Here is an 18,172-nt window from a genome sequence, read left to right as displayed (position 1 = left end):
ATCTCATGAGCGGAGCCCAGCGCGGACAGCGCGGTGGCGAGCGCCAGTCCGGCGGCCGTAACCGTGACGGTCGCCGCGACCAGAGCGCCGAGAAGAACGCCTACATCGAGCGTGTCGTCGCGATCAACCGCGTCGCCAAGGTCGTGAAGGGTGGTCGTCGCTTCAGCTTCACCGCCCTCGTGATCGTGGGTGACGGCGAGGGTCTCGTCGGCGTCGGCTACGGCAAGGCGAAGGAAGTTCCCGCGGCGATCGCCAAGGGTGTCGAGGAGGCCAAGAAGCACTTCTTCAAGGTCCCGCGCATCCAGGGCACCATCCCGCACCCGGTCCAGGGTGAGAAGGCGGCTGGCGTCGTCCTCCTGCGTCCCGCGGCCCCCGGTACCGGTGTCATCGCCGGTGGTCCGGTCCGTGCGGTGCTCGAGTGCGCCGGCATCCACGACGTCCTCAGCAAGTCCCTCGGTTCCTCGAACCAGATCAACATCGTCCACGCGACGGTGGAGGCGCTGCGGATGCTCGAGGAGCCCGAGGCTGTTGCTGCTCGCCGTGGCCTCACGGTCGAGCAGGTCACCCCGGCCGCGATCCTCAAGGCTCGTGCGGAGGTGTCTTCCTGATGGCACAGCTCAAGGTCCAGCAGAAGCGCGGCCTCGTCGGTCTGAAGAAGAACCAGCGCGAGACCCTGCGTACGCTCGGTCTCAAGCGGATCGGCGACGTCGTCGTCAAGGAAGACCGCCCGGAGATCCGCGGCATGGTCAACACTGTCCGTCACCTGGTGACGGTAGAGGAGGTGGAGTGACGTGAGCGCACTCAAGCTGCACCACCTTCGTCCCGCCCCCGGTGCCAAGACCGCCAAGACCCGTGTGGGTCGTGGTGAGGCGTCGAAGGGTAAGACCGCTGGCCGCGGTACCAAGGGTACGAAGGCTCGCTACCAGGTTCCGGTCGCCTTCGAGGGTGGCCAGATGCCGATCCACATGCGTCTCCCCAAGCTGAAGGGCTTCAAGAACCCCTTCAAGGTGGAGTTCCAGGTCGTGAACCTGGACCGCATCAACGAGCTGTTCCCCGAGGGTGGCGCCGTCACCGTCGAGACGCTCGTCGCCAAGGGTGCGGTTCGCAAGAACCAGCCGGTCAAGGTGCTCGGCCAGGGCGAGATCTCCGTCGCGGTGCAGGTCACCGTCGACGCGGCCTCCGCCTCGGCCAAGGAGAAGATCGAGGCCGCCGGCGGCAGCCTCACCCTCTCCTGATCGTCTGACCGACGACCACGTGTCATGCCAGGGCCCGTCTCTACTTCGGTGGGGGCGGGCCCTGACTCGTCCCACCCCGTGATCGGCTGCAGGTCACTCGTCCGTGACCCCGTGCGGCATTCGTGGGGTGGGGGACCTCCTGTTACGCTTCCCCGGGTCTGTGGGGCTCGTTCGTCGAGCCTGCCCCGAGATCTTGACCACGACGCCACGGTCCTCCCGTGGATGAGTCCCTGCTGAGAAAGAGGAAGCCAGTGCTGGGCGCCTTCGCCAACGCATTCCGCACCCCGGACCTGCGGCGCAAGCTGCTGTTCGTGTTGCTGATCATCACGATCTTCCGACTCGGCTCGCAGATTCCCGCCCCGGGCGTCGACGTCGCCAACGTACGAGCCTGTCTCGACGACCAGTCGAACTCCGGCGTGTACGCCCTGATCAACATGTTCTCCGGCGGAGCGCTGCTCCAGCTGACGATCTTCGCGCTCGGGATCATGCCGTACATCACGGCGAGCATCATCCTGCAGCTGCTCGTCGTGGTGATCCCACGACTGGAGACCCTCAAGAAGGAGGGGCAGGCCGGTCAGGCCAAGATCACCCAGTACACCCGCTACCTGACGTTGGGCCTCGCGGTCCTCCAGGCGACCGGCATCGTGGCGCTGGCGCGCAGCAAGATGCTGCTGCAGCCCTGCAACCTCGACCTGCTGCACGACAACGACAGCACGGCGACGTTCCTGATGCTGGTCATCACCATGACCGCCGGAACCGCCGTCATCATGTGGTTCGGCGAGCTGATCACCGACCGCGGCGTCGGCAACGGCATGTCGATCCTGATCTTCTGCCAGGTCGTCGCGACCTTCCCGAGCTCGCTGTGGCAGGTGCAGCTCACCCAGGGGTGGACCACCTTCGGCATCGTCCTGGTGATCGGCCTGATCATCATCGCGGGCGTCATCTTCATCGAGCAGGCGCAGCGCCGCATCCCGGTGCAGTACGCCCGCCGCATGGTGGGCCGCAAGATGTTCGGCGGCTCCTCGACCTACATCCCGTTGAAGGTCAACCAGGCCGGCATCATCCCGGTCATCTTCGCCTCGTCGCTGCTCTACCTGCCGACGATGGCGGCCTCGTTCAGCACCAACACCAAGGGCAACCCGGTGCTGGAGTTCATCAACGAGTACTTCATCGGGGGAGACCACCCCATCTACATGGCGACCTTCTTCGCCCTTATCGTCTTCTTCACGTACTTCTACGTCTCGATCACCTTCAACCCTGAAGAGGTCTCGGACAACATGAAGAAGTACGGCGGCTTCATCCCCGGGATCCGGGCGGGGAAGCCGACGCAGGACTACCTGTCGTACGTGCTCTCGCGGATCACCTTCCCCGGAGCTCTGTACCTCGGCCTCATCTCGCTCATCCCGCTGATCGCCTTCGCGGTGATCGGTGCCAACCAGAACTTCCCGTTCGGTGGAACGTCCATCCTCATCATGGTGGGCGTCGCCCTGGACACGGTGAAGCAGATCGAGAGCCAGCTTCAGCAGCGCAACTACGAAGGGTTCCTCAGCTAAATGCGCCTCATCATCATGGGCCCGCCCGGTGCCGGCAAGGGCACGCAGGCGGCCTTCATCGCGGAGAAGTACGGCATCCCGGCGATCTCGACCGGTGACATCTTCCGCGCCAACGTCTCGGAGGGCACCCCGCTGGGCCTCGAGGCCAAGCGCTACATGGACGCCGGCGAGTACGTGCCGGACGAGGTCACCAACTCGATGGTCCGCAACCGGATCGCCGAGGACGACGCCCGGACGGGCTTCCTGCTCGACGGCTACCCGCGCACGGTCGCCCAGGTGGCCGAGCTCGACGACATGCTCGCCAGCTCCTCCCTCGCCCTCGACGCGGCGGTCGTGCTGACGGTCGACGGCGAGGAGATCGTCCAGCGCCTGCTGCAGCGCGCCACGATCGAGGGTCGCGCCGACGACACCGAGGAGGTCATCCGTCGCCGCCAGGAGGTCTACGCCGAGCAGACCGCTCCGCTGATCGACGTCTACCGCGAGCGCGGCCTGCTGGTCGAGGTCGACGGCCTCGGCGAGGTCGACGAGGTCACCAAGCGCGTCCTCGCCGCGATCGACGGCGCCACCGGAGCCTGAGCGACGACATGGGTTTCCGTGACCGCGGGGTCGAGATCAAGACCCCCGAGCAGATCGCCGTGATGCGGCGCGCCGGCCTCCTGGTCGGCGAGACGCTGGAGCTCCTTCGCTCCTCGGTGCGTCCGGGCATCACGACCGGCGAGCTCGACGCGATCGCGGAAAACAACATCCGGTCGAAGGGCGGCGTGCCCTCCTTCAAGGGATACAGCACGCCGCCCTTCCCGGCCAGCATCTGTGCCTCGGTCAACGACCAGGTGGTGCACGGCATCCCGGGCGACCGGGTGCTCGCCGAGGGCGACATCATCTCGATCGACTGCGGCGCCATCGTCGACGGCTGGCACGGCGACGCGGCGATCACGGTCGCGGTGGGCGAGGTGCCGAGGAGGTGGCCGCCTGATGGCGGTCACCGAGGAGTCGATGTGGCGCGGCATCGCCGCACCAGGCTCGGCGGACGGGTCACCGACATCAGCCACGCGATCGAGTCGTACGTCCGTTCCAAGGGCTCCTACGGGATCCTCGAGGACTACACCGGCCACGGCATCGGCTCACAGATGCACATGGCGCCCCAACGTCCCCAACTACGGTCGCCCCGGCGGGGCCCCAAGCTGGTGCGCGGCATGGCGCTGGCCGTCGAGCCGATGGTCGCCCTGGGGTCGCAGGACACCTACACCGAGGACGACGACTGGACCGTCTCGATGTCGGACGGCCGGTGGGCCGCGCACTACGAGCACACCTTCACCCTCACGCCCACCGGCGCCTGGGTCCTCACCGCACTGGACGGGGGAGAGGCCAGGCTCGCCGAGCTGGGCGTCCCCTTCGGTGGCGCCTGATCCGTCGAGCTCCGCTCCGGATTGGGCTTTCTTGCCCCGAGCCAGTAGGCTGGCGAGTCGGTCCAACGTGGGCATGTGTGGCCGCGCCTGAACGGCTGCCCGAGACTCCTTCCAGGAGGATCGGGAAGTGGTGCGGTCACCGGCTTCACGAGGTCCACCTGCGCGGGTCTTCCGCGGGGAGGTTCCCGGACCACGGTAGACAACAGATCAACAGATTGTGGAGGACATGCCGAAGAAAGAAGGCGTGATCGAGATCGAGGGCACCGTCGTGGAGGCCCTTCCCAATGCCATGTTCCGGGTCGAGCTGACCAACGGACACAAGGTGCTCGCCCACATCAGCGGCAAGATGCGCCAGCACTACATCCGGATCCTCCCCGAGGACCGCGTGGTGGTGGAGCTCTCCCCGTACGACCTCACGCGAGGTCGGATCGTCTACCGGTACAAGTAAGCCAGCCGACACCAGAAAGGCCCTCCGAAGTGAAGGTCAACCCCAGCGTCAAGCCGATCTGCGACAAGTGCAAGGTCATCCGTCGCCACGGCCGCGTCATGGTCATCTGCGAGAACCCGCGCCACAAGCAGCGCCAGGGCTGATGACGGGTGGCTCACCGCCACCGTCTCGCACACCGCAACACCATCCATCGTGATCGCTAGCCACCGGACACCCGGTGGCGAACCACCTCCGGCGCAGCGGCCGGAGCCCGAGTCCGTGGCAGTGCCACGCAAGGACCGGGGCGCGACACGACAGACACCGCTGTGAACAACCGAAGGGAAATGCCAGAACCATGGCTCGCCTCGTTGGTGTGGACCTCCCGCGCGACAAGCGCATCGAGATCGCACTCACCTACATCTACGGCATCGGCCGTACCCGCGCCAAGCAGCTGCTCGAGGCCACCGGGGTTGACCCGAACGCCCGCGTGCACACGCTCGGTGACGAGGAGCTGGTCAAGCTTCGCGACGAGATCGAGGCCAACTTCAAGATCGAGGGTGACCTCCGTCGCGAAGTCCAGGCTGACATCCGCCGCAAGATCGAGATCGGCAGCTACCAGGGTCGCCGCCACCGCATGGGCCTCCCGGTCCGCGGTCAGCGCACCAAGACCAACGCTCGTACCCGCAAGGGCCCGAAGCGGACTGTCGCCGGCAAGAAGAAGAAGTGACGCCTGCACCCGTGGTGCAGCGCTGATCGCCTTCACGAAGCTTTTCGACCAGAACCTCAACAGGAGTTACTGAATGCCTCCCAAGAGCCGCGCGACCAAGGTCCGCCGCAAGGAGAAGAAGAACATCGCTCAGGGCGAAGCCCACATCAAGAGCACGTTCAACAACACGATCGTCACGATCACCGACCCCACCGGTGCGGTGATCTCCTGGGCCTCTGCCGGCACCGTCGGCTTCAAGGGTTCCCGGAAGTCCACCCCGTTCGCCGCCCAGATGGCCGCCGAGGCTGCTGGTCGTCGTGCGATGGAGCACGGCATGAAGAAGATCGACGTCTTCGTCAAGGGTCCGGGCTCGGGCCGCGAGACGGCGATCCGTTCCCTGGGTGCGATCGGCCTCGAGGTCGGCACCATCCAGGACGTCACGCCGGCCCCACACAACGGCTGCCGCCCGCCCAAGCGCCGTCGCGTCTGAGCCTGACGGTTCAGACCCACACGAGACTTCCAAGGAGACTTTGAACAATGGCCCGTTACACCGGCCCCATGACCAAGAAGTCGCGCCGTCTCGGCGTTGACCTCGTCGGTGGCGACGCTGCTTTCGAGCGCCGCCCCTACCCGCCCGGCCAGCACGGCAAGGGCCGCATCAAGGAGTCGGAGTACCTCCTCCAGCTCCGCGAGAAGCAGAAGGCTCGCTTCTCCTACGGCATCCTCGAGAAGCAGTTCTACAAGTACTACGTCGAGGCTTCGCGTCGCCAGGGCAAGACCGGTGACAACCTGCTGCAGCTGCTCGAGGGTCGCCTCGACAACGTCGTCTACCGCGCCGGCTTCGCCCGCACCCGTCGTCACGCCCGCCAGCTGGTCGTGCACGGCCACTTCAAGGTGAACGGCAAGAGGTCAACATCCCGTCCTTCCAGGTGTCGCAGTACGACGTCATCGACGTTCGCGAGAAGTCGCTGGAGATGACCCCCTTCATCGTGGCTCGCGAGACCCACGGCGAGCGCGTCGTCCCCGCGTGGCTCGAGGCGATCCCGTCGCGGATGCGCATCCTCGTGCACCAGCTCCCGACCCGGGCCCAGATCGACCTCCCGGTCCAGGAGCAGCTCATCGTCGAGTTCTACTCGAAGAAGTGATCTTGACCCGGTGGCCACCGTCCGCGGTGGCCACCGGGAGCACGACCTCGCAATTCCTCCTCGTCACTGCAGTTCGGACCCGTCAAATGGTGGGTGGGTCCGGAAAGGAAATCACCAGTGCTTATCGCTCAGCGCCCGACCCTGTCGGAAGAGACCGTTGACGAGTTCCGCTCCCGGTTCGTGATCGAGCCCTGGAGCCCGGCTTCGGTTACACGCTCGGCAACTCGCTGCGTCGCACCCTGCTCTCCTCCATCCCGGGAGCCTCGGTCACCAGCATCAAGATCGACAGCGTCCTCCACGAGTTCTCGACCGTGGAGGGTGTCACCGAGGACGTCACCGAGATCATCCTCAACCTCAAGGGCCTCGTCGTCTCCTCCGAGCACGACGAGCCCGTCACCATGTACCTGCGCAAGTCGGGTGCTGGCGACGTCACCGCCGCGGACATCACCCCGCCGGCCGGTGTCGAGGTGCACAACCCCGACCTGAAGATCGCCACCCTCTCCGACTCCGGCAAGCTGGAGATGGAGCTGGTCGTCGAGCGTGGCCGTGGCTACGTCTCCGCGGTCCAGAACAAGGGCGGCGACAACGAGATCGGCCGCATGCCGGTCGACTCGATCTACAGCCCGGTCCTCAAGGTCACCTACAAGGTCGAGGCCACCCGAGTCGAGCAGCGTACGGACTTCGACAAGCTGGTCATCGACGTCGAGACCAAGCCGTCGATCCGTCCCCGTGACGCCATCGCCTCGGCCGGCAAGACCTTGGTCGAGCTCTTCGGCCTGGCCCGCGAGCTGAACGTCGAGGCCGAGGGCATCGACATCGGCCCGTCGCCCGTCGACGAGCAGCTGGCTGCCGACCTCGCCCTCCCGGTCGAGGACCTGCAGCTGACCGTCCGCTCGTACAACTGCCTCAAGCGCGAGGGCATCCACACCGTGGGTGAGCTCATCGGTCGCTCGGAGCAGGACCTGCTCGACATCTGCAACTTCGGTGCTAAGTCGATCGACGAGGTCAAGGCCAAGCTGGTCGAGATGGGCCTGTCCCTCAAGGACAGCGCTCCCGGCTTCGACCCGCACGCGGCCCTGGCTGCGTACTCGGACGACGACGACGCGTCGTACGTCGAGGACGAGCAGTACTAATCAACCCCACTACCCAGGTACCTGATCCGGCCTGGGAGAAGACGGAGTAGCAGGAATGCCTACCCCCAAGAAGGGCGCCCGCCTCGGCGGCAGCCCGGCGCACCAGCGCCTCATCCTGGCCAACTTGGCCACCCAGCTCTTCGAGCACGGTCGCATCACCACGACCGAGGCCAAGGCGCGCACCCTCCGCCCCTACGCGGAGAAGCTCATCACCAAGGCCAAGAAGGGCGACCTGCACAACCGTCGCGAGGTCCTCAAGGTCATCCGTGACAAGGGCGTCGTCCACGTCCTCTTCACCGAGATCGCCCCGACCTTCGCCGAGCGCCCGGGTGGCTACACCCGCATCACGAAGATCGGCCCCCGCAAGGGTGACAACGCGCCGATGGCCGTGATCGAGCTCGTCACCGAGGCGTACGCCCCCAAGGCTCCGTCGACCAAGAAGACCGAGGCTGCTGCCCCGGCTCCGGTCGAGGAGGCTCCCGTGGAGGAGACCACCGAGGCTCCGGCCGACGAGGTCGCCGCCGAGGAGACCGCTGCTGAGGAGGCTCCCGCCGAGGAGACCACCGAGGCTCCGGCCGAGGACGCCGAGAAGGCCTGACGCACCAGCGTCGTCCAGGACCCGTCACCCGCGAGGGTGGCGGGTCCTGTGCCATTTCAGGCGCCGAGCCGCTGGTCTGAGGCGAGGGCCTGCGGCGTGCCGCGCAGCCGCGCCCCACCGAGGTCGGCACGGGCGCCGGCCTCGTAGCCGGCCTGCATGCCCGAGCCCGACAGCGAGCTGGGCCGGGCCGTCCGCAGCTGTGGGTACTGCTCGGCGACGGCGTGGTCGACCTCGCGGCTGCGGTCGGCCAGCACCAGGCTCGTCGAGCGTCCGGTGGGGGCGCTGCGGGCCTCGGCACGTCGCTCGGCCTCCTCCTCCGACCGGCGGAGCCGCTCGGCGATGGAGATCCGGAAACCCGCCAGCCAGGAGCGTCGGAAGGCGGCCTGGTGCTCACCGTGAGGCACCGGCGTACGCCCCAGGCGCCCGGTCGACTGGAGCAGCAGGCTGGTGAAGAGCAGGTCGGCGCGCTCCAGGTCGGACTCGTGGCCGAAGAGGTGCACCGAGTGCTCGCGTGGGGCGTCGAACGGGGCCCGGGTGCGCAGCACCGCCCGGCAGCGCAGGCCGACGGCGACCGTGCTCAGCAGCTGCGCCTTCTCCCGGGCGTACGGGGCGTCCATGTGCACCACGCGGTCGGCGACGCGGTCGCTGCCCGGGTCGTCGGCGGCCAGCAGGGCGACGTCGATCCCGTGGTCGGCGATGAGCTGGGCCGCCTTGGCGGTGTAGATCTCCGCCTCGGCGGGCGTGGCGGCGGGGTCCTCCGCCTTGGCCAGCAGCTTGCGGACCTTGGCGAGCGCGGCGGTGGTGTGGGTTGTCATGGGCGGCTCCTCGGGCGACGGTGGGGTGCGCCGAGCCTGACAGCGACCACCGACAACTACCGCTGGCTCAGGACGGGTCGCGGCCGATGAAGCCCATGAGCTGCTCGACGGGTCCCGCCTCGGGCGCCACCGGCACGGCCGGACCGTACTGTCCCGAGGCACGCAGCATCTCCTCGATGGGCCGCATCCCGGCCAGGAGGTCGGCGGCGAAGTCGGCGTCGAGGTCGACCGTCTGGCCCGTGGCCCGGGCGAGGTCCCAGGAGTGCATGAAGACGTCGGCGGTGTAGAAGCGGTCCACGGCCTCGTCGAGGCGTGCGGCGCCCACCTGCGGGTGCATGAAGGGTGACTCGGCCTGCGCCGGGTCGTCGAGGAGCAGCTGCACGGCGGCGCACTGCTCGCGCCAGGCGGCCACCGGGTCGACGCTCGCCTGCTGGCGTCGCGTCCAGCCGTACGGGGAGCCGGCGTGCACGAACGAGGGGAACCACGTGGTCAGGTGGTCGACCACGTCGCGGGCGGCCCATCCGTCCACCGGCGCCGGCGCCTCCCAGTCACCTGCACCCTCCACGAGCCCGGTGAAGGTGGCGGCGACCGCTCGGTGGCGCTCGGCGGGATCGGTGGGCAGCATCAGTGGGTTCCTCCGTCGGACAGCAGGCGGTCGAGCTTCTCGTAGCCCTCGTTGACACCAGTCTCCATGCCGGAGGCGAGGAAGGCGTCCCGGCTCTCGAACGAGTCGCACAACGAGACGCCGTGGATGCGGGTGCGACCGTCACCCATGGCGGTGAACGTCATCGTCTCGAGCGCGATCGCCTGCGGCCACTCCTCGTAGCAGAAGGTCTGCACGATGCGGTCGTCCCCGACGTAGGGGAAGGTGCCGCGGAAGGCGTACGACTCCTCGCCGCGCCGCTGGACGTAGCGGTAGGAGCCGAGCGTGCGGCACTCCCACACGTCGATCTCGGTGGTGAGGTCGTGGGGTCCGATCCACCGGGCGAAGAGCTCGGGGTCGGTGTGGGCGCGCATCACCTGCTGCGGGGTGGCGTGCACGTCGCGCCAGATGTGCACCGCCGGGACGCGGTCGTCGGCCTTCACGACGGCGACCGAGACGTGGTCGGCGGGGGAGGGGTGCCACTCCTCGTGGGGCTGCAGGTGGGCCTGGCCGGGGTTCGGCTGCTCGGTGCTCCGGTCGGTGCTCCGGTCGGTGCTCATGACGCTTCTTCCTTGTCGTCCTGGTCCGTGCCGGCCTGGGACGCCTCCGCCTCCATCGACGCCAGCACGGCGTCGAGTCGGGTGAAGCGCTCCTGGGCCTGGCGACGGTAGCGCTCGATCCACCTGGTCATGAGGTCGAACACCTCCGCCTCCAGGTGGACCGGTCGGCGCTGGGCCTGCTTGGTGCGGGAGACGAGTCCTGCGCCCTCGAGCACCTTGAGGTGCTTGGCGACGGCCTGCAGGCTCACGTCGTACGACTCGGCGAGCTCGCTCAGGGTGGCGTCACCGTCGGCGAGCCGGGCGACCATGTCGCGTCGCGTCGGGTCGGCGAGGGCGGCGAAGACCTGGGAGAGCGGGTCGGTCATCGGGTGCCTTCTGCTGAACCAATGGGTTGACTTCGACCGTAGGCCAGCGGTCGAGACCTTGTCAACCATCTGGTTGACCAAGGGTGTCTGGGAGGATGGTCGGGTGCGCATCCGGATCGACCTCGCCTACGACGGCACCGACTTCTCGGGGTGGGCGACCCAGCCGAGGCTCCGCACCGTCCAGGGCACGCTCGAGGCTGCCCTCGCCACCGCCCTGCGCCTGCAGCAGGTGCGCGTCGTCGTCGCCGGGCGTACGGACACCGGCGTGCACGCCCGCGGCCAGGTCGCCCACCTCGACCTCGAGGCCGCCGTGCTCGCCGCCTCCGCCGGCCGCTCCACGGAGCCGCCGCTGCTCGCCCTCCAGCGTCGACTCAACGGCATCCTGCCGGCGGACCTGCGCGTGCACGCCGTCACCGAGGCGCCGGAGGGGTTCGACGCGCGCTTCTCCGCGATCTGGCGGCGCTACGCCTACCGGGTCGCCGACACCCCGGAGCTGGTCGACCCGCTGACGCGCCGCCACGTGCTGGCCTGGCCGCGGCCGCTCGACCTGGATGCGATGAACGAGGCGGCCGGCGCCCTCGTCGGGCTGCGCGACTTCGCCTCCTTCTGCAAGAGGCGCGAGGGCGCCACCACGTGCGTACGTGTGACGAGCTCGAGTGGCAGCGTGACGAGCTCGGCGTCGCGACGGCCCGCGTCGTCGCCGACGCCTTCTGCCACAACATGGTCCGCTCCCTGATGGGCTGCCTGCTGGCGGTCGGGGAGGGGCGCCACCCCGTGACCTGGGCGGCGGAGGTGATGTCGGCCGGGCGCCGCGACCCGCGCGTGGTCGTCGTCCAGGCCCACGGACTCACCCTGGAGGAGGTCGGCTACCCCGAGGGCGCCGAGCTGCTCGCCCAAGCCGAACGTGCACGAGCCAGGAGGACCCTGTGAGCGACGAGACCGAGACCGAGCACTACTTCAGCGCCGACCCCACCGCCCCCTTCGAGCGTGAGCGCTTCACCTGCGAGGTGTGGGACCACGAGCTCGAGCTGGTCAGCGCACCGGGCGTCTTCAGCCGGGGCCACCTCGACCACGCCACCGCCGTGCTCTTCCGCGAGCTCGACCCGCCGGCCATGGGGCAGTTCCTCGACCTCGGCTGCGGCTACGGCCCGATCGGCATCGCCATCGCCAAGGCCGTCCCGCTGGCCCGGGTGATCGGCGTCGACGTCAACGAGCGTGCCGTGCTGCTGGCCAACGAGAACGCCAAGGCCCTCGGCGTCTCCGGCACCTTCGTCGCGGTCACCCCGGAGAACGTCCCCAGCGACTACGTCTTCGACGAGATCTGGTCCAACCCGCCGATCCGGATCGGCAAGGAGGCGCTGCACGAGCTGCTGCTCACCTGGCTGCCGCGCCTGGCGCCGGGCGGCCGCATGGTCAGCGTCGTCGGCAAGAACCTCGGCGCCGACTCGCTGGCCCGGTGGCTCGGCGAACAGGGCTGGCCCACCACGCGGATCGGCAGCCACAAGGGCTTCCGGGTCCTCGAGACGCGCCGCGCCTGAGTCACGCCGGCCGGGTCTCCACGAGGGCGGCGATCTTGTCGATGCGGTGCTCGGGGTTGTCGAACTCGTCGGCCCAGAAGTTGCCCGCGGCGTGGTCCTCGGGCGTCGCGCAGGTCGACAGGGTCAGCATCGGCCGGGTGGCCGTGCGCCCGGGCCGTCCCGGCACCGGCGCGCGCTGGGCGGCGAGCGAGCGCGGTGAGCGGAACGACGTACGACGTGTGCGCACGACCTCGTAGAAGTGCACCAGGTCGCCGGAGCGGACGCGGATCCGTCCGGTCGCCGGGGCGCAGCGACGGTGAGTCGCGCAGTGGTGCCGTCCCGGTGAGGCGGTGGCCGGTGACGATGAAGTTGCCGACCTCGCCGGCCCCACGCCGCCGGCGGGCCGCGGGGTGAGGCCATCTCGCCGGCGTTCTGCAGCGCGGTGCCGCGCGCGTCGTCGGGCGATCCGGGATAGCGCACCACCGGGAAGTCGCGCAGCCCCAAGGCCGGGATCGTGACGTAGGACCGCCGCGGCTCGGGCGCGGTCGGCGTGGGCGACGCCGTCGGCGTCTCCGCAGGCGTGGGGGAGCCGCTGGGGACACCGGTGGGGGTGAGCTCGGGCGTGCGGCTGGGTCTCGCCGTCGGCTCCGAGGGCGTGGTCGAGCTGCAGGCAGCGAGCAGCAGCAGACCGATGGCTGCCACACTCCGCCGCGCTCCCATGCCCCCACGCTAGGTCGGGGCGCCAAACGCCCATGGCAGGGTGTGGCCATGGCTTCCGAGTCCGCTGATCCCGACCCCGTCCGCGTCCTGGTGGTCGGCGCCGACGCCGCCGGGATGTCCGCGGCCCACCAGATGCTCAGGACGGCTCGCCGCACCGGCCGACGCCTCGCGGTGACGGTCCTGGAGGCCGGCGAGGACACCTCGTACTCGGCCTGCGGCATCCCCTACGTCGCCTCCGGCGAGGTCGACTCGACCGACGAGCTGGTCGCCCGCACCGCCGACGAGCACCGCGCGGCCGGCCTGGACCTGCGCTTCGGTGCCCGGGTCACCCACATCGACCTCGACCGTCGCCTGGCCGAGGTCGCCGGGGCGGAGGCGGTGGCGTTCGACGAGGTGGTCGTCGCGACGGGGCGCGACCGGTGATGCCGCCGTGGACCAGCGTCGACGGCGTCCCGGTCGACGGCGTGCACGCCGCCAAGACGCTCCGCGACGCCGACACGTGGGCGCGTCGCCTGGCCACGGGCGGGCCGGTGGTCGTCGTGGGCGGCGGCTACATCGGCGTCGAGATGGCCGAGGCGGCCGTACGCCGTGGCCTCGACGTCACCCTCGTCACCAGGTCACGGGTGCTGAGCAGCTTCGCCCCCGAGATCAGCGCCGTCGTCGTCGCCGGCCTGCGCAAGGCCGGCGTCGAGGTCGTCGAGCACGCCACCGTCGAGGGCGTCGAGGCCTCCGACGGGTCGTGCGGGCGCTGCGCCTGGCCGACCGGACGCTGCCGGCCGACCACGTGGTCGTGGCGCTCGGCGTCACCCCGGCCACCGACCTGCTCGCCCACACCGGGCTGCTCAGTCCCAGCGGGGCGCTGCGCCCGGACGAGCGTGGCCAGGTGGTCCCGGGGGTCTGGGCGGCCGGCGACTGCTGCGAGGTGCGCAGCCGCGACGGCTTCTGGACCTACGCCCCGCTCGGGACCCACGCGAACAAGGCGGGCCGCGTGGTCGGTGAGAACGTCGCCGGGGGCGACCTGCGCTTCCCCGGCATGGTGGGCAGCGCGATCACCCGCTTCGCGCCCGGCCCGGTGCACCTCGAGATCGCCCGCACCGGGATCCTCGACGTGCAGGTCACCGACCCGTCGGTCGACCCGGTCGTCGTCGTCACCGAGGGCACCACCGCGAGCGGCTTCATGCCGGAGGCAGCCCCGATCATGATCCGGGTCAGCGCCGACCGCCCACACGCGGCGGCTGCTGTCGGTGGAGATCGTCGGGGGCCCGGGCGCCGGCAAGCGGATCGACACCGCCGCCGCGGTGCTCTGGTACGGCGGGACCGTCGACGACCTGGCCTGGATGGACCTCTCGTACGCCCCTCCCGTGGCCACCGCCTGGGAGGTGCTCCAGATCGCCGCGCGCCGGGTCGCCGAGCGGATCGACCGCGACGCGCAGCGCTGACGCCGTCAGGCGTGCCGGGCCAGCTCCGCCTTGGCCAGCGAGTTCTTGTGGACCTCGTCGGGGTCGGCCAGGCGCAGCGTCCGGATCCCGGCCGACATCATCGCCAGCGGGAAGTCCTGCGAGACGCCGCCTGCGCCGTGTGCCTGGACGGCGCGGTCGAGGATGCCCTGGACGACCTTGGGCGTGGCGATCTTGATCGCCTGGATCTCGGTGTGCGCGCCGCGGTTGCCCACGGTGTCCATCAGCCAGGCGGTCTTGAGCACCAGCAGGCGCAGCTGCTCGATCTCGACGCGGGACTCCGCGATCCAGTCGCGGATCACGCCCTGCTGCGCCAGCGGGCGGCCGAACGCGACGCGGTGGCTGACCCGGCGGCACATCATCTCCACGGCCAGCTCGGCCACGCCGATCGAGCGCATGCAGTGGTGGATGCGCCCCGGGCCCAGACGGGCCTGGGCGATCGCGAAGCCGGATCCCTCCTCGCCGACCAGGTTGGTCACCGGGACGCGGACGTCGGTGAAGCGGATCTCCGCGTGGCCGCCGTGCTCGTGGTCGTCGTAGCCGAAGACGTGCAGGGGACGCACGACCTCGACGCCGGGGGTGTCACGCGGCACCAGGATCATCGACTGCTGGCGGTGGCGTGAGGCCTCGGGGTCGGTCTTGCCCATCACGATGAAGATCGCGCGCGCAGTCGGGGTTCATCGCGCCGGTGGTCCACCACTTGTGGCCGTTGACCACGTAGTGGTCGCCGTCGCGCACGATCGAGGTCTCGACGTTGGTGGCGTCGGAGGAGGCCACGTCGGGCTCGGTCATCGCGAAGCCGGAGCGGATCCGCCCCTCCAGCAGCGGCGTCAGCCACTGCTCCTTCTGCTCAGGGGTGCCGAAGTGGTGCAGCACCTCCATGTTGCCGGTGTCGGGCGCGGCGCAGTTCATCGCCGCCGGGGCGAGGTTGCCGCTGCGACCGCTGAGCTCGGCGAGCGGGGCGTACTGCAGGTTGGTCAGTCCACCGCCGACGCCCTCGGGGTCGACCCCCGCGGGGAGGAAGAGGTTCCACAGGCCCCGGCGGCGTGCCTCGGCCTGGAGGTCGTTCATGACGGGCGTACGCGTCCACGCGAAGCGGTCGTCGAGGGCGGCGAGCTGTTCGTCGAAGACGACCTCGGCAGGCAGCACGTGGCTCCCCATGAAGTCCTTGAGGTCGGCCACCAGCTCGGTGGTGCGGGCGTCGAACGAGAAGTCCATGTCAGTCCTTTCCGGTGGCGGCGCGCAGGCCGGCCGCCAGCAGCGGCTCGACGGCGTCGCCGATGTGCTCGAACCCGCCGCCGACGGTCTGACCGGCGACGAAGCGGTGGTGGATGCCCTCGAGGATGGCCGCGAGCTTGTAGTGGGCCAGGCCCAGGTGGAACTCCATCGCCCCGGTGAGGGCGTCGACGTCGAGGCCGCGGGCCGCGGCGTAGCGCGTCATTAGGGCGTCGGGGGAGGGGTAGCCCGGCGCGCTGCTGGCGTCGCTGACGCCGAGTGCGGGGACCATCGTCGCGACCCGGTCGTAGACCACCAGCAGCGCCAGGTCGGTGAGCGGGTCACCGAGCGTCGACATCTCCCAGTCGACGACGGCCTTGACGGGCTGCGGGTCGGTGGGCACGGCCAGCAGGTTGTCGAGGCGGTAGTCGCCCGTGGACGATGCCGGGGGCGCCCCCGTCGGTCGGGACGTGGGAGGCCAGGTGGGCCAGCAGCCGGTCGCCGTCGGGCAGCTCGCGGGTTGCGCGGAGCCGGCCATCTGCTTGCCCCACCGGTTGACCTGGCGGGCCAGGAAGCCCTCGGGGCGTCCGAAGCCGTCGAGGCCGACCTCGGCCGGGTCGACCGTGTGCAGCGCGGCGAGCACGTCGACCATCGCGTCGCACAGGTGCGCGGTGGTCTCCTCGCCGAGGGCGCCGAGCTGCTCGGCGTCGCGGAAGGGCGTGCCCTCGACCAGCTCCATCACGTAGAACTGGGCGCCCAGGACCGAGTCGTCGTCGCAGAGCGCGATCGTCCCGGGCACCGGCACGGCGGTGCCGGCGAGCGCGGACATCACGGTGAACTCGCGGCCCATGTCATGGGCGGTGGCCTGGACGTGGCCAGCGGCGGGCGGCGCACGATCCACCGGTCGGTGCCGTCGGTGACCGGTAGGTCAGGTTGGACTTGCCGCCGGCGACCAGCTCGGCGGCCCAGTCGTGTCCGGCGTCGGGGCGGTGGCCACGGAACCACGCCGCGAAGGCGTCGAGGTCCAGGCCGGGCAGCTGGTCGCTCATCGGTCCTCCAGTGCGTCGAGGCCGGCCTGGATGCGGCGCATCCCGGCGAGCCAGCGGTCGGTGTCGCCCGCTCGGGCGCGGTAGTAGTCGGCCACCTCGGGGTGCGGCAGCACGAGGAAGCGTCGTCGGCCAGCGACTCCACCCACGCCTGGGCGACGTCGTCGGGGCTGAGCACGGAGTCGGCTGAGAGCAGCTCCTTCAGCGGACCTGCCTCCTCCAGCATCCGGGTCTGCACGCCCTGGGGGCAGATGGCCTGCACGGCGATGCCCCGGTGCCCGTACGTCGCGGACAACCACTCCGCGAAGCCGACGGCGGCGTGCTTGGTCACCGAGTAGGGCGCGGCACCGAGCATGGTGAGCAGCCCGGCCGCCGAGGCTGACGACGAGCGGCCGCCGCCGGTCTCCAGCCACTCGGGGACCAGCGCGCGGGCTGCGCGCACGTGGGCCATCACGTTGACCTCCTGCAGCGTCGACCAGGCAGCGTCGCTGGTCTCGAGCCAGTCGACCGGCTCGCCCTGCACGTGGTCGAGCCCCGCGTTGGCCATGTAGAGGTCGACGCGACCCAGGGCCTGGGTCGCGTGGGCGAGCAGGCTGCGTACGCCGTCCTCGCTCGCGCAGTTGCCCGGCACGGCGGTGCCGCCGACCTCGTGGGCCACCCGCCAGGCCGCCTCGGCGTCGAGGTCGTTGACCACCACGCGGGCGCCCTCGGCGACCAGGCGACGGGCGAGCGCGGCGCCGATGCCGTGGCCGCGCCGGTGACGACGGCGCCCACGCCGCTGCAGGGCGCCGGCCATCAGACGCCGCCGGTCAGCGTCAGCCCGCCGTCGACGGTGAGCGTCTGCCCGGTCAGCCAGCGGCGTCGTCGGAGAGCAGGAAGGCGACGACGCTGCCGATGTCCTCCGGCTCGCCGAGCCGCTTGAGCGGGTAGGCCGAGGCCACCTCCTCCTCGCGCCCCTCGTACAGGCGCTGGCGAAGCGAGTCTTGACCACCGCGGGGGCCACGCCGTTGACCCGGACGCGCGGCACCGAGCTCGAGGGCGAGCGACTCGGTGAGGCTGATCAGCGTGGCCTTGCTGGCGCCGTACATCGCGATGCCGGGCGCCGGCTTGAGCCCGGCGACCGAGGAGACGTTGACGACCGACGCCGCGCCGTGCTCCTTCATCCAGGCGGCGTGGACGGCCTGCACCCAGCCGAGGGCGGCGACGGAGTTGGTGTCGAGGATCTTGCGCGCCACGTCGAGGTCGAGGTCGACGAGCGGCCCGTACGCCGGGTTGATGCCGGTGTTGTTGACCAGCAGGTCGATGCTGCCGAAGGTCTCGAGCGTGCGGGCGACGACCTCGTCGCGGTGGGCGGCGTCGCCGGCGTTGCCCGCGATGCCGAGCGCGTGCTCGGGGCCTCCGAGCTGCTCCACGGCCTCGGCGAGTGCCTCGGCCTTGCGGGCGGTGACGACCACCTTGGCGCCCTCCGCGACCAGCCGCTCGGCGATCCCCAGCCCGATGCCCCGGCTGGCCCCGGTGACGACAGCGACCTTGGTGTCGAGTCCTCGCACGTCTCTCATCCCTCCACTCGTGGTCCCCGAACCGGTCCGCGGCCGGGTGCGTTGCACGCTGACTAAGCGCTTGCTTACAGT

General features: G+C 70.2%; 26 protein-coding genes and 4 pseudogenes. 19 read left to right on the top strand and 11 right to left on the bottom strand.

The features are described from left to right. The first annotated feature begins 5 nt into the window (after window positions 1-5). From rpsE to rplQ, 13 genes and pseudogenes are all read left to right on the top strand, one after another. A complete protein-coding gene (gene rpsE, locus E2C04_RS13895; RefSeq protein ID WP_135833040.1) occupies window positions 6-608 on the top strand; it encodes a 30S ribosomal protein S5 in 603 nt (200 codons plus the stop codon). Continuing rightward, window positions 608-790: a 50S ribosomal protein L30 gene (rpmD, locus tag E2C04_RS13890; protein ID WP_135833039.1), complete on the top strand. Its 183-nt coding sequence runs from the start codon at window positions 608-610 to the stop codon at window positions 788-790. The genes rpsE and rpmD overlap by 1 nt, the downstream gene beginning before the upstream one ends. A 1-nt stretch (window position 791) precedes the next feature. Further along, a complete protein-coding gene (gene rplO / locus E2C04_RS13885; protein WP_135833038.1) occupies window positions 792-1,235 on the top strand; it encodes a 50S ribosomal protein L15 in 444 nt (147 codons plus the stop codon). A 251-nt stretch (window positions 1,236-1,486) separates the two neighbouring features. After that, a complete protein-coding gene (gene secY, locus E2C04_RS13880; RefSeq protein WP_135833037.1) occupies window positions 1,487-2,788 on the top strand; it encodes a preprotein translocase subunit SecY in 1,302 nt (433 codons plus the stop codon). Then, window positions 2,789-3,364: an adenylate kinase gene (locus tag E2C04_RS13875; RefSeq protein ID WP_135833036.1), complete on the top strand. Its 576-nt coding sequence runs from the start codon at window positions 2,789-2,791 to the stop codon at window positions 3,362-3,364. It abuts the gene before it with no gap. A gap of 8 nt (window positions 3,365-3,372) precedes the next feature. Then, window positions 3,373-4,194: a type I methionyl aminopeptidase gene (gene map / locus E2C04_RS13870; protein ID WP_135833035.1), complete on the top strand. Its 822-nt coding sequence runs from the start codon at window positions 3,373-3,375 to the stop codon at window positions 4,192-4,194. Window positions 4,195-4,420: 226 nt separating this feature from the next. Further along, window positions 4,421-4,642 carry a translation initiation factor IF-1 gene (gene infA / locus E2C04_RS13865; RefSeq protein WP_036490070.1) on the top strand — a complete coding sequence of 74 codons (222 nt, stop codon included), beginning with the start codon at window positions 4,421-4,423 and terminating at the stop codon, window positions 4,640-4,642. A gap of 29 nt (window positions 4,643-4,671) precedes the next feature. Next, a complete protein-coding gene (rpmJ, locus tag E2C04_RS13860) occupies window positions 4,672-4,785 on the top strand; it encodes a 50S ribosomal protein L36 (protein ID WP_004008316.1) in 114 nt (37 codons plus the stop codon). Between the two features lie 191 nt (window positions 4,786-4,976). Next, window positions 4,977-5,348, top strand: a complete 372-nt coding sequence (gene rpsM / locus E2C04_RS13855) for a 30S ribosomal protein S13 (RefSeq protein WP_135833034.1) — start codon at window positions 4,977-4,979, stop codon at window positions 5,346-5,348. Window positions 5,349-5,421: 73 nt separating this feature from the next. Next, window positions 5,422-5,817: a 30S ribosomal protein S11 gene (rpsK, locus tag E2C04_RS13850; protein ID WP_135833033.1), complete on the top strand. Its 396-nt coding sequence runs from the start codon at window positions 5,422-5,424 to the stop codon at window positions 5,815-5,817. Between the two features lie 47 nt (window positions 5,818-5,864). Further along, a pseudogene (rpsD, locus tag E2C04_RS13845) lies at window positions 5,865-6,472 on the top strand (30S ribosomal protein S4). 117 nt (window positions 6,473-6,589) lie between these two features. Further along, window positions 6,590-7,605, top strand: a pseudogene (locus E2C04_RS13840) (DNA-directed RNA polymerase subunit alpha). 55 nt (window positions 7,606-7,660) lie between these two features. Further along, window positions 7,661-8,203 (top strand): 50S ribosomal protein L17, encoded by a 543-nt coding sequence (gene rplQ, locus E2C04_RS13835; protein ID WP_135833032.1) that lies wholly within the window; start codon window positions 7,661-7,663, stop codon window positions 8,201-8,203. A gap of 56 nt (window positions 8,204-8,259) precedes the next feature. Here the strand turns inward: rplQ and E2C04_RS13830 are convergent, their stop codons facing one another. The 4 genes from E2C04_RS13830 to E2C04_RS13815 all read right to left on the bottom strand — a co-directional run bounded on the left by E2C04_RS13830 (window position 8,260) and on the right by E2C04_RS13815 (window position 10,586). Further along, window positions 8,260-9,018 (bottom strand): DUF2786 domain-containing protein, encoded by a 759-nt coding sequence (locus E2C04_RS13830; RefSeq protein WP_135833031.1) that lies wholly within the window; start codon window positions 9,016-9,018, stop codon window positions 8,260-8,262. A 67-nt stretch (window positions 9,019-9,085) separates the two neighbouring features. Then, entirely contained in the window at window positions 9,086-9,643 is a 558-nt protein-coding gene (locus tag E2C04_RS13825) for a maleylpyruvate isomerase family mycothiol-dependent enzyme (RefSeq protein WP_135833030.1), read from the bottom strand. Beyond that, window positions 9,643-10,221 carry an SRPBCC domain-containing protein gene (locus tag E2C04_RS13820; protein ID WP_135833029.1) on the bottom strand — a complete coding sequence of 193 codons (579 nt, stop codon included), beginning with the start codon at window positions 10,219-10,221 and terminating at the stop codon, window positions 9,643-9,645. The genes E2C04_RS13825 and E2C04_RS13820 overlap by 1 nt, the downstream gene beginning before the upstream one ends. Then, window positions 10,218-10,586: an ArsR/SmtB family transcription factor gene (locus E2C04_RS13815; protein ID WP_135833028.1), complete on the bottom strand. Its 369-nt coding sequence runs from the start codon at window positions 10,584-10,586 to the stop codon at window positions 10,218-10,220. Before E2C04_RS13815 ends, E2C04_RS13820 begins: the two co-directional genes overlap by 4 nt. A gap of 103 nt (window positions 10,587-10,689) precedes the next feature. Here E2C04_RS13815 and E2C04_RS13810 point away from each other — a divergent pair, with 103 nt between their 5' ends. The 3 genes from E2C04_RS13810 to E2C04_RS13805 are packed head-to-tail and all read left to right on the top strand — an operon-like array spanning window position 10,690 to window position 12,124. Further along, entirely contained in the window at window positions 10,690-11,322 is a 633-nt protein-coding gene (locus E2C04_RS13810; RefSeq protein WP_338088772.1) for a tRNA pseudouridine synthase A, read from the top strand. Further along, window positions 11,220-11,516, top strand: coding sequence for a tRNA pseudouridine synthase A (locus E2C04_RS21600; protein WP_338088771.1), 297 nt, complete (start codon window positions 11,220-11,222; stop codon window positions 11,514-11,516). The genes E2C04_RS13810 and E2C04_RS21600 overlap by 103 nt, the downstream gene beginning before the upstream one ends. Next, complete coding sequence (locus E2C04_RS13805; RefSeq protein WP_135833027.1) at window positions 11,513-12,124, top strand: class I SAM-dependent methyltransferase; 612 nt, start codon at window positions 11,513-11,515, stop codon at window positions 12,122-12,124. The genes E2C04_RS21600 and E2C04_RS13805 overlap by 4 nt, the downstream gene beginning before the upstream one ends. Before the next feature lies 1 nt (window position 12,125). On the opposite strand, the gene E2C04_RS20175 is transcribed toward E2C04_RS13805, so the two are convergent. Further along, the gene (locus E2C04_RS20175) at window positions 12,126-12,368 is read right to left on the bottom strand and encodes a sortase family protein (protein WP_238694307.1); all 243 of its coding nucleotides are present in this window, start codon (window positions 12,366-12,368) and stop codon (window positions 12,126-12,128) included. A 503-nt stretch (window positions 12,369-12,871) separates the two neighbouring features. Between E2C04_RS20175 and E2C04_RS22135 the strand changes: the two are divergent. Further along, window positions 12,872-13,500, top strand: a pseudogene (locus E2C04_RS22135) (FAD-dependent oxidoreductase); the annotation flags it as partial. A 62-nt stretch (window positions 13,501-13,562) separates the two neighbouring features. Next, window positions 13,563-13,691 (top strand): annotated as a pseudogene (locus E2C04_RS22130) (hypothetical protein); the annotation flags it as partial. 80 nt (window positions 13,692-13,771) lie between these two features. Here E2C04_RS22130 and E2C04_RS18835 read toward each other — a convergent pair. Next, a complete protein-coding gene (locus tag E2C04_RS18835) occupies window positions 13,772-14,023 on the bottom strand; it encodes a hypothetical protein (RefSeq protein ID WP_202978006.1) in 252 nt (83 codons plus the stop codon). A gap of 44 nt (window positions 14,024-14,067) precedes the next feature. Here E2C04_RS18835 and E2C04_RS18830 point away from each other — a divergent pair, with 44 nt between their 5' ends. After that, window positions 14,068-14,262, top strand: a complete 195-nt coding sequence (locus E2C04_RS18830; protein WP_202977801.1) for a hypothetical protein — start codon at window positions 14,068-14,070, stop codon at window positions 14,260-14,262. Between the two features lie 5 nt (window positions 14,263-14,267). On the opposite strand, the gene E2C04_RS22400 is transcribed toward E2C04_RS18830, so the two are convergent. The 5 genes from E2C04_RS22400 to E2C04_RS13775 are packed head-to-tail and all read right to left on the bottom strand — an operon-like array spanning window position 14,268 to window position 18,091. Further along, complete coding sequence (locus E2C04_RS22400; protein WP_338088770.1) at window positions 14,268-14,927, bottom strand: acyl-CoA dehydrogenase family protein; 660 nt, start codon at window positions 14,925-14,927, stop codon at window positions 14,268-14,270. Further along, window positions 14,863-15,498 (bottom strand): acyl-CoA dehydrogenase family protein, encoded by a 636-nt coding sequence (locus tag E2C04_RS22395; RefSeq protein ID WP_338088769.1) that lies wholly within the window; start codon window positions 15,496-15,498, stop codon window positions 14,863-14,865. Before E2C04_RS22395 ends, E2C04_RS22400 begins: the two co-directional genes overlap by 65 nt. A gap of 1 nt (window position 15,499) precedes the next feature. Further along, entirely contained in the window at window positions 15,500-16,345 is an 846-nt protein-coding gene (locus tag E2C04_RS13785; protein WP_202977800.1) for a phosphotransferase family protein, read from the bottom strand. Beyond that, window positions 16,324-17,337 carry an SDR family oxidoreductase gene (locus E2C04_RS13780; protein WP_238694305.1) on the bottom strand — a complete coding sequence of 338 codons (1,014 nt, stop codon included), beginning with the start codon at window positions 17,335-17,337 and terminating at the stop codon, window positions 16,324-16,326. Before E2C04_RS13780 ends, E2C04_RS13785 begins: the two co-directional genes overlap by 22 nt. Window positions 17,338-17,389: 52 nt before the next feature. Beyond that, window positions 17,390-18,091, bottom strand: coding sequence for an SDR family oxidoreductase (locus E2C04_RS13775; RefSeq protein WP_238694304.1), 702 nt, complete (start codon window positions 18,089-18,091; stop codon window positions 17,390-17,392). Between the last annotated feature and the right edge of the window lie 81 nt (window positions 18,092-18,172).

The sequence above is a fragment of the Nocardioides daphniae genome, assembly GCF_004777465.1.
In the GTDB taxonomy this organism is placed as follows: Bacteria; Actinomycetota; Actinomycetes; order Propionibacteriales; family Nocardioidaceae; genus Nocardioides; species Nocardioides daphniae.
Note: the sequence above shows the minus strand (reverse complement) of the source record. Positions and strands in the feature narration are given on the sequence as shown.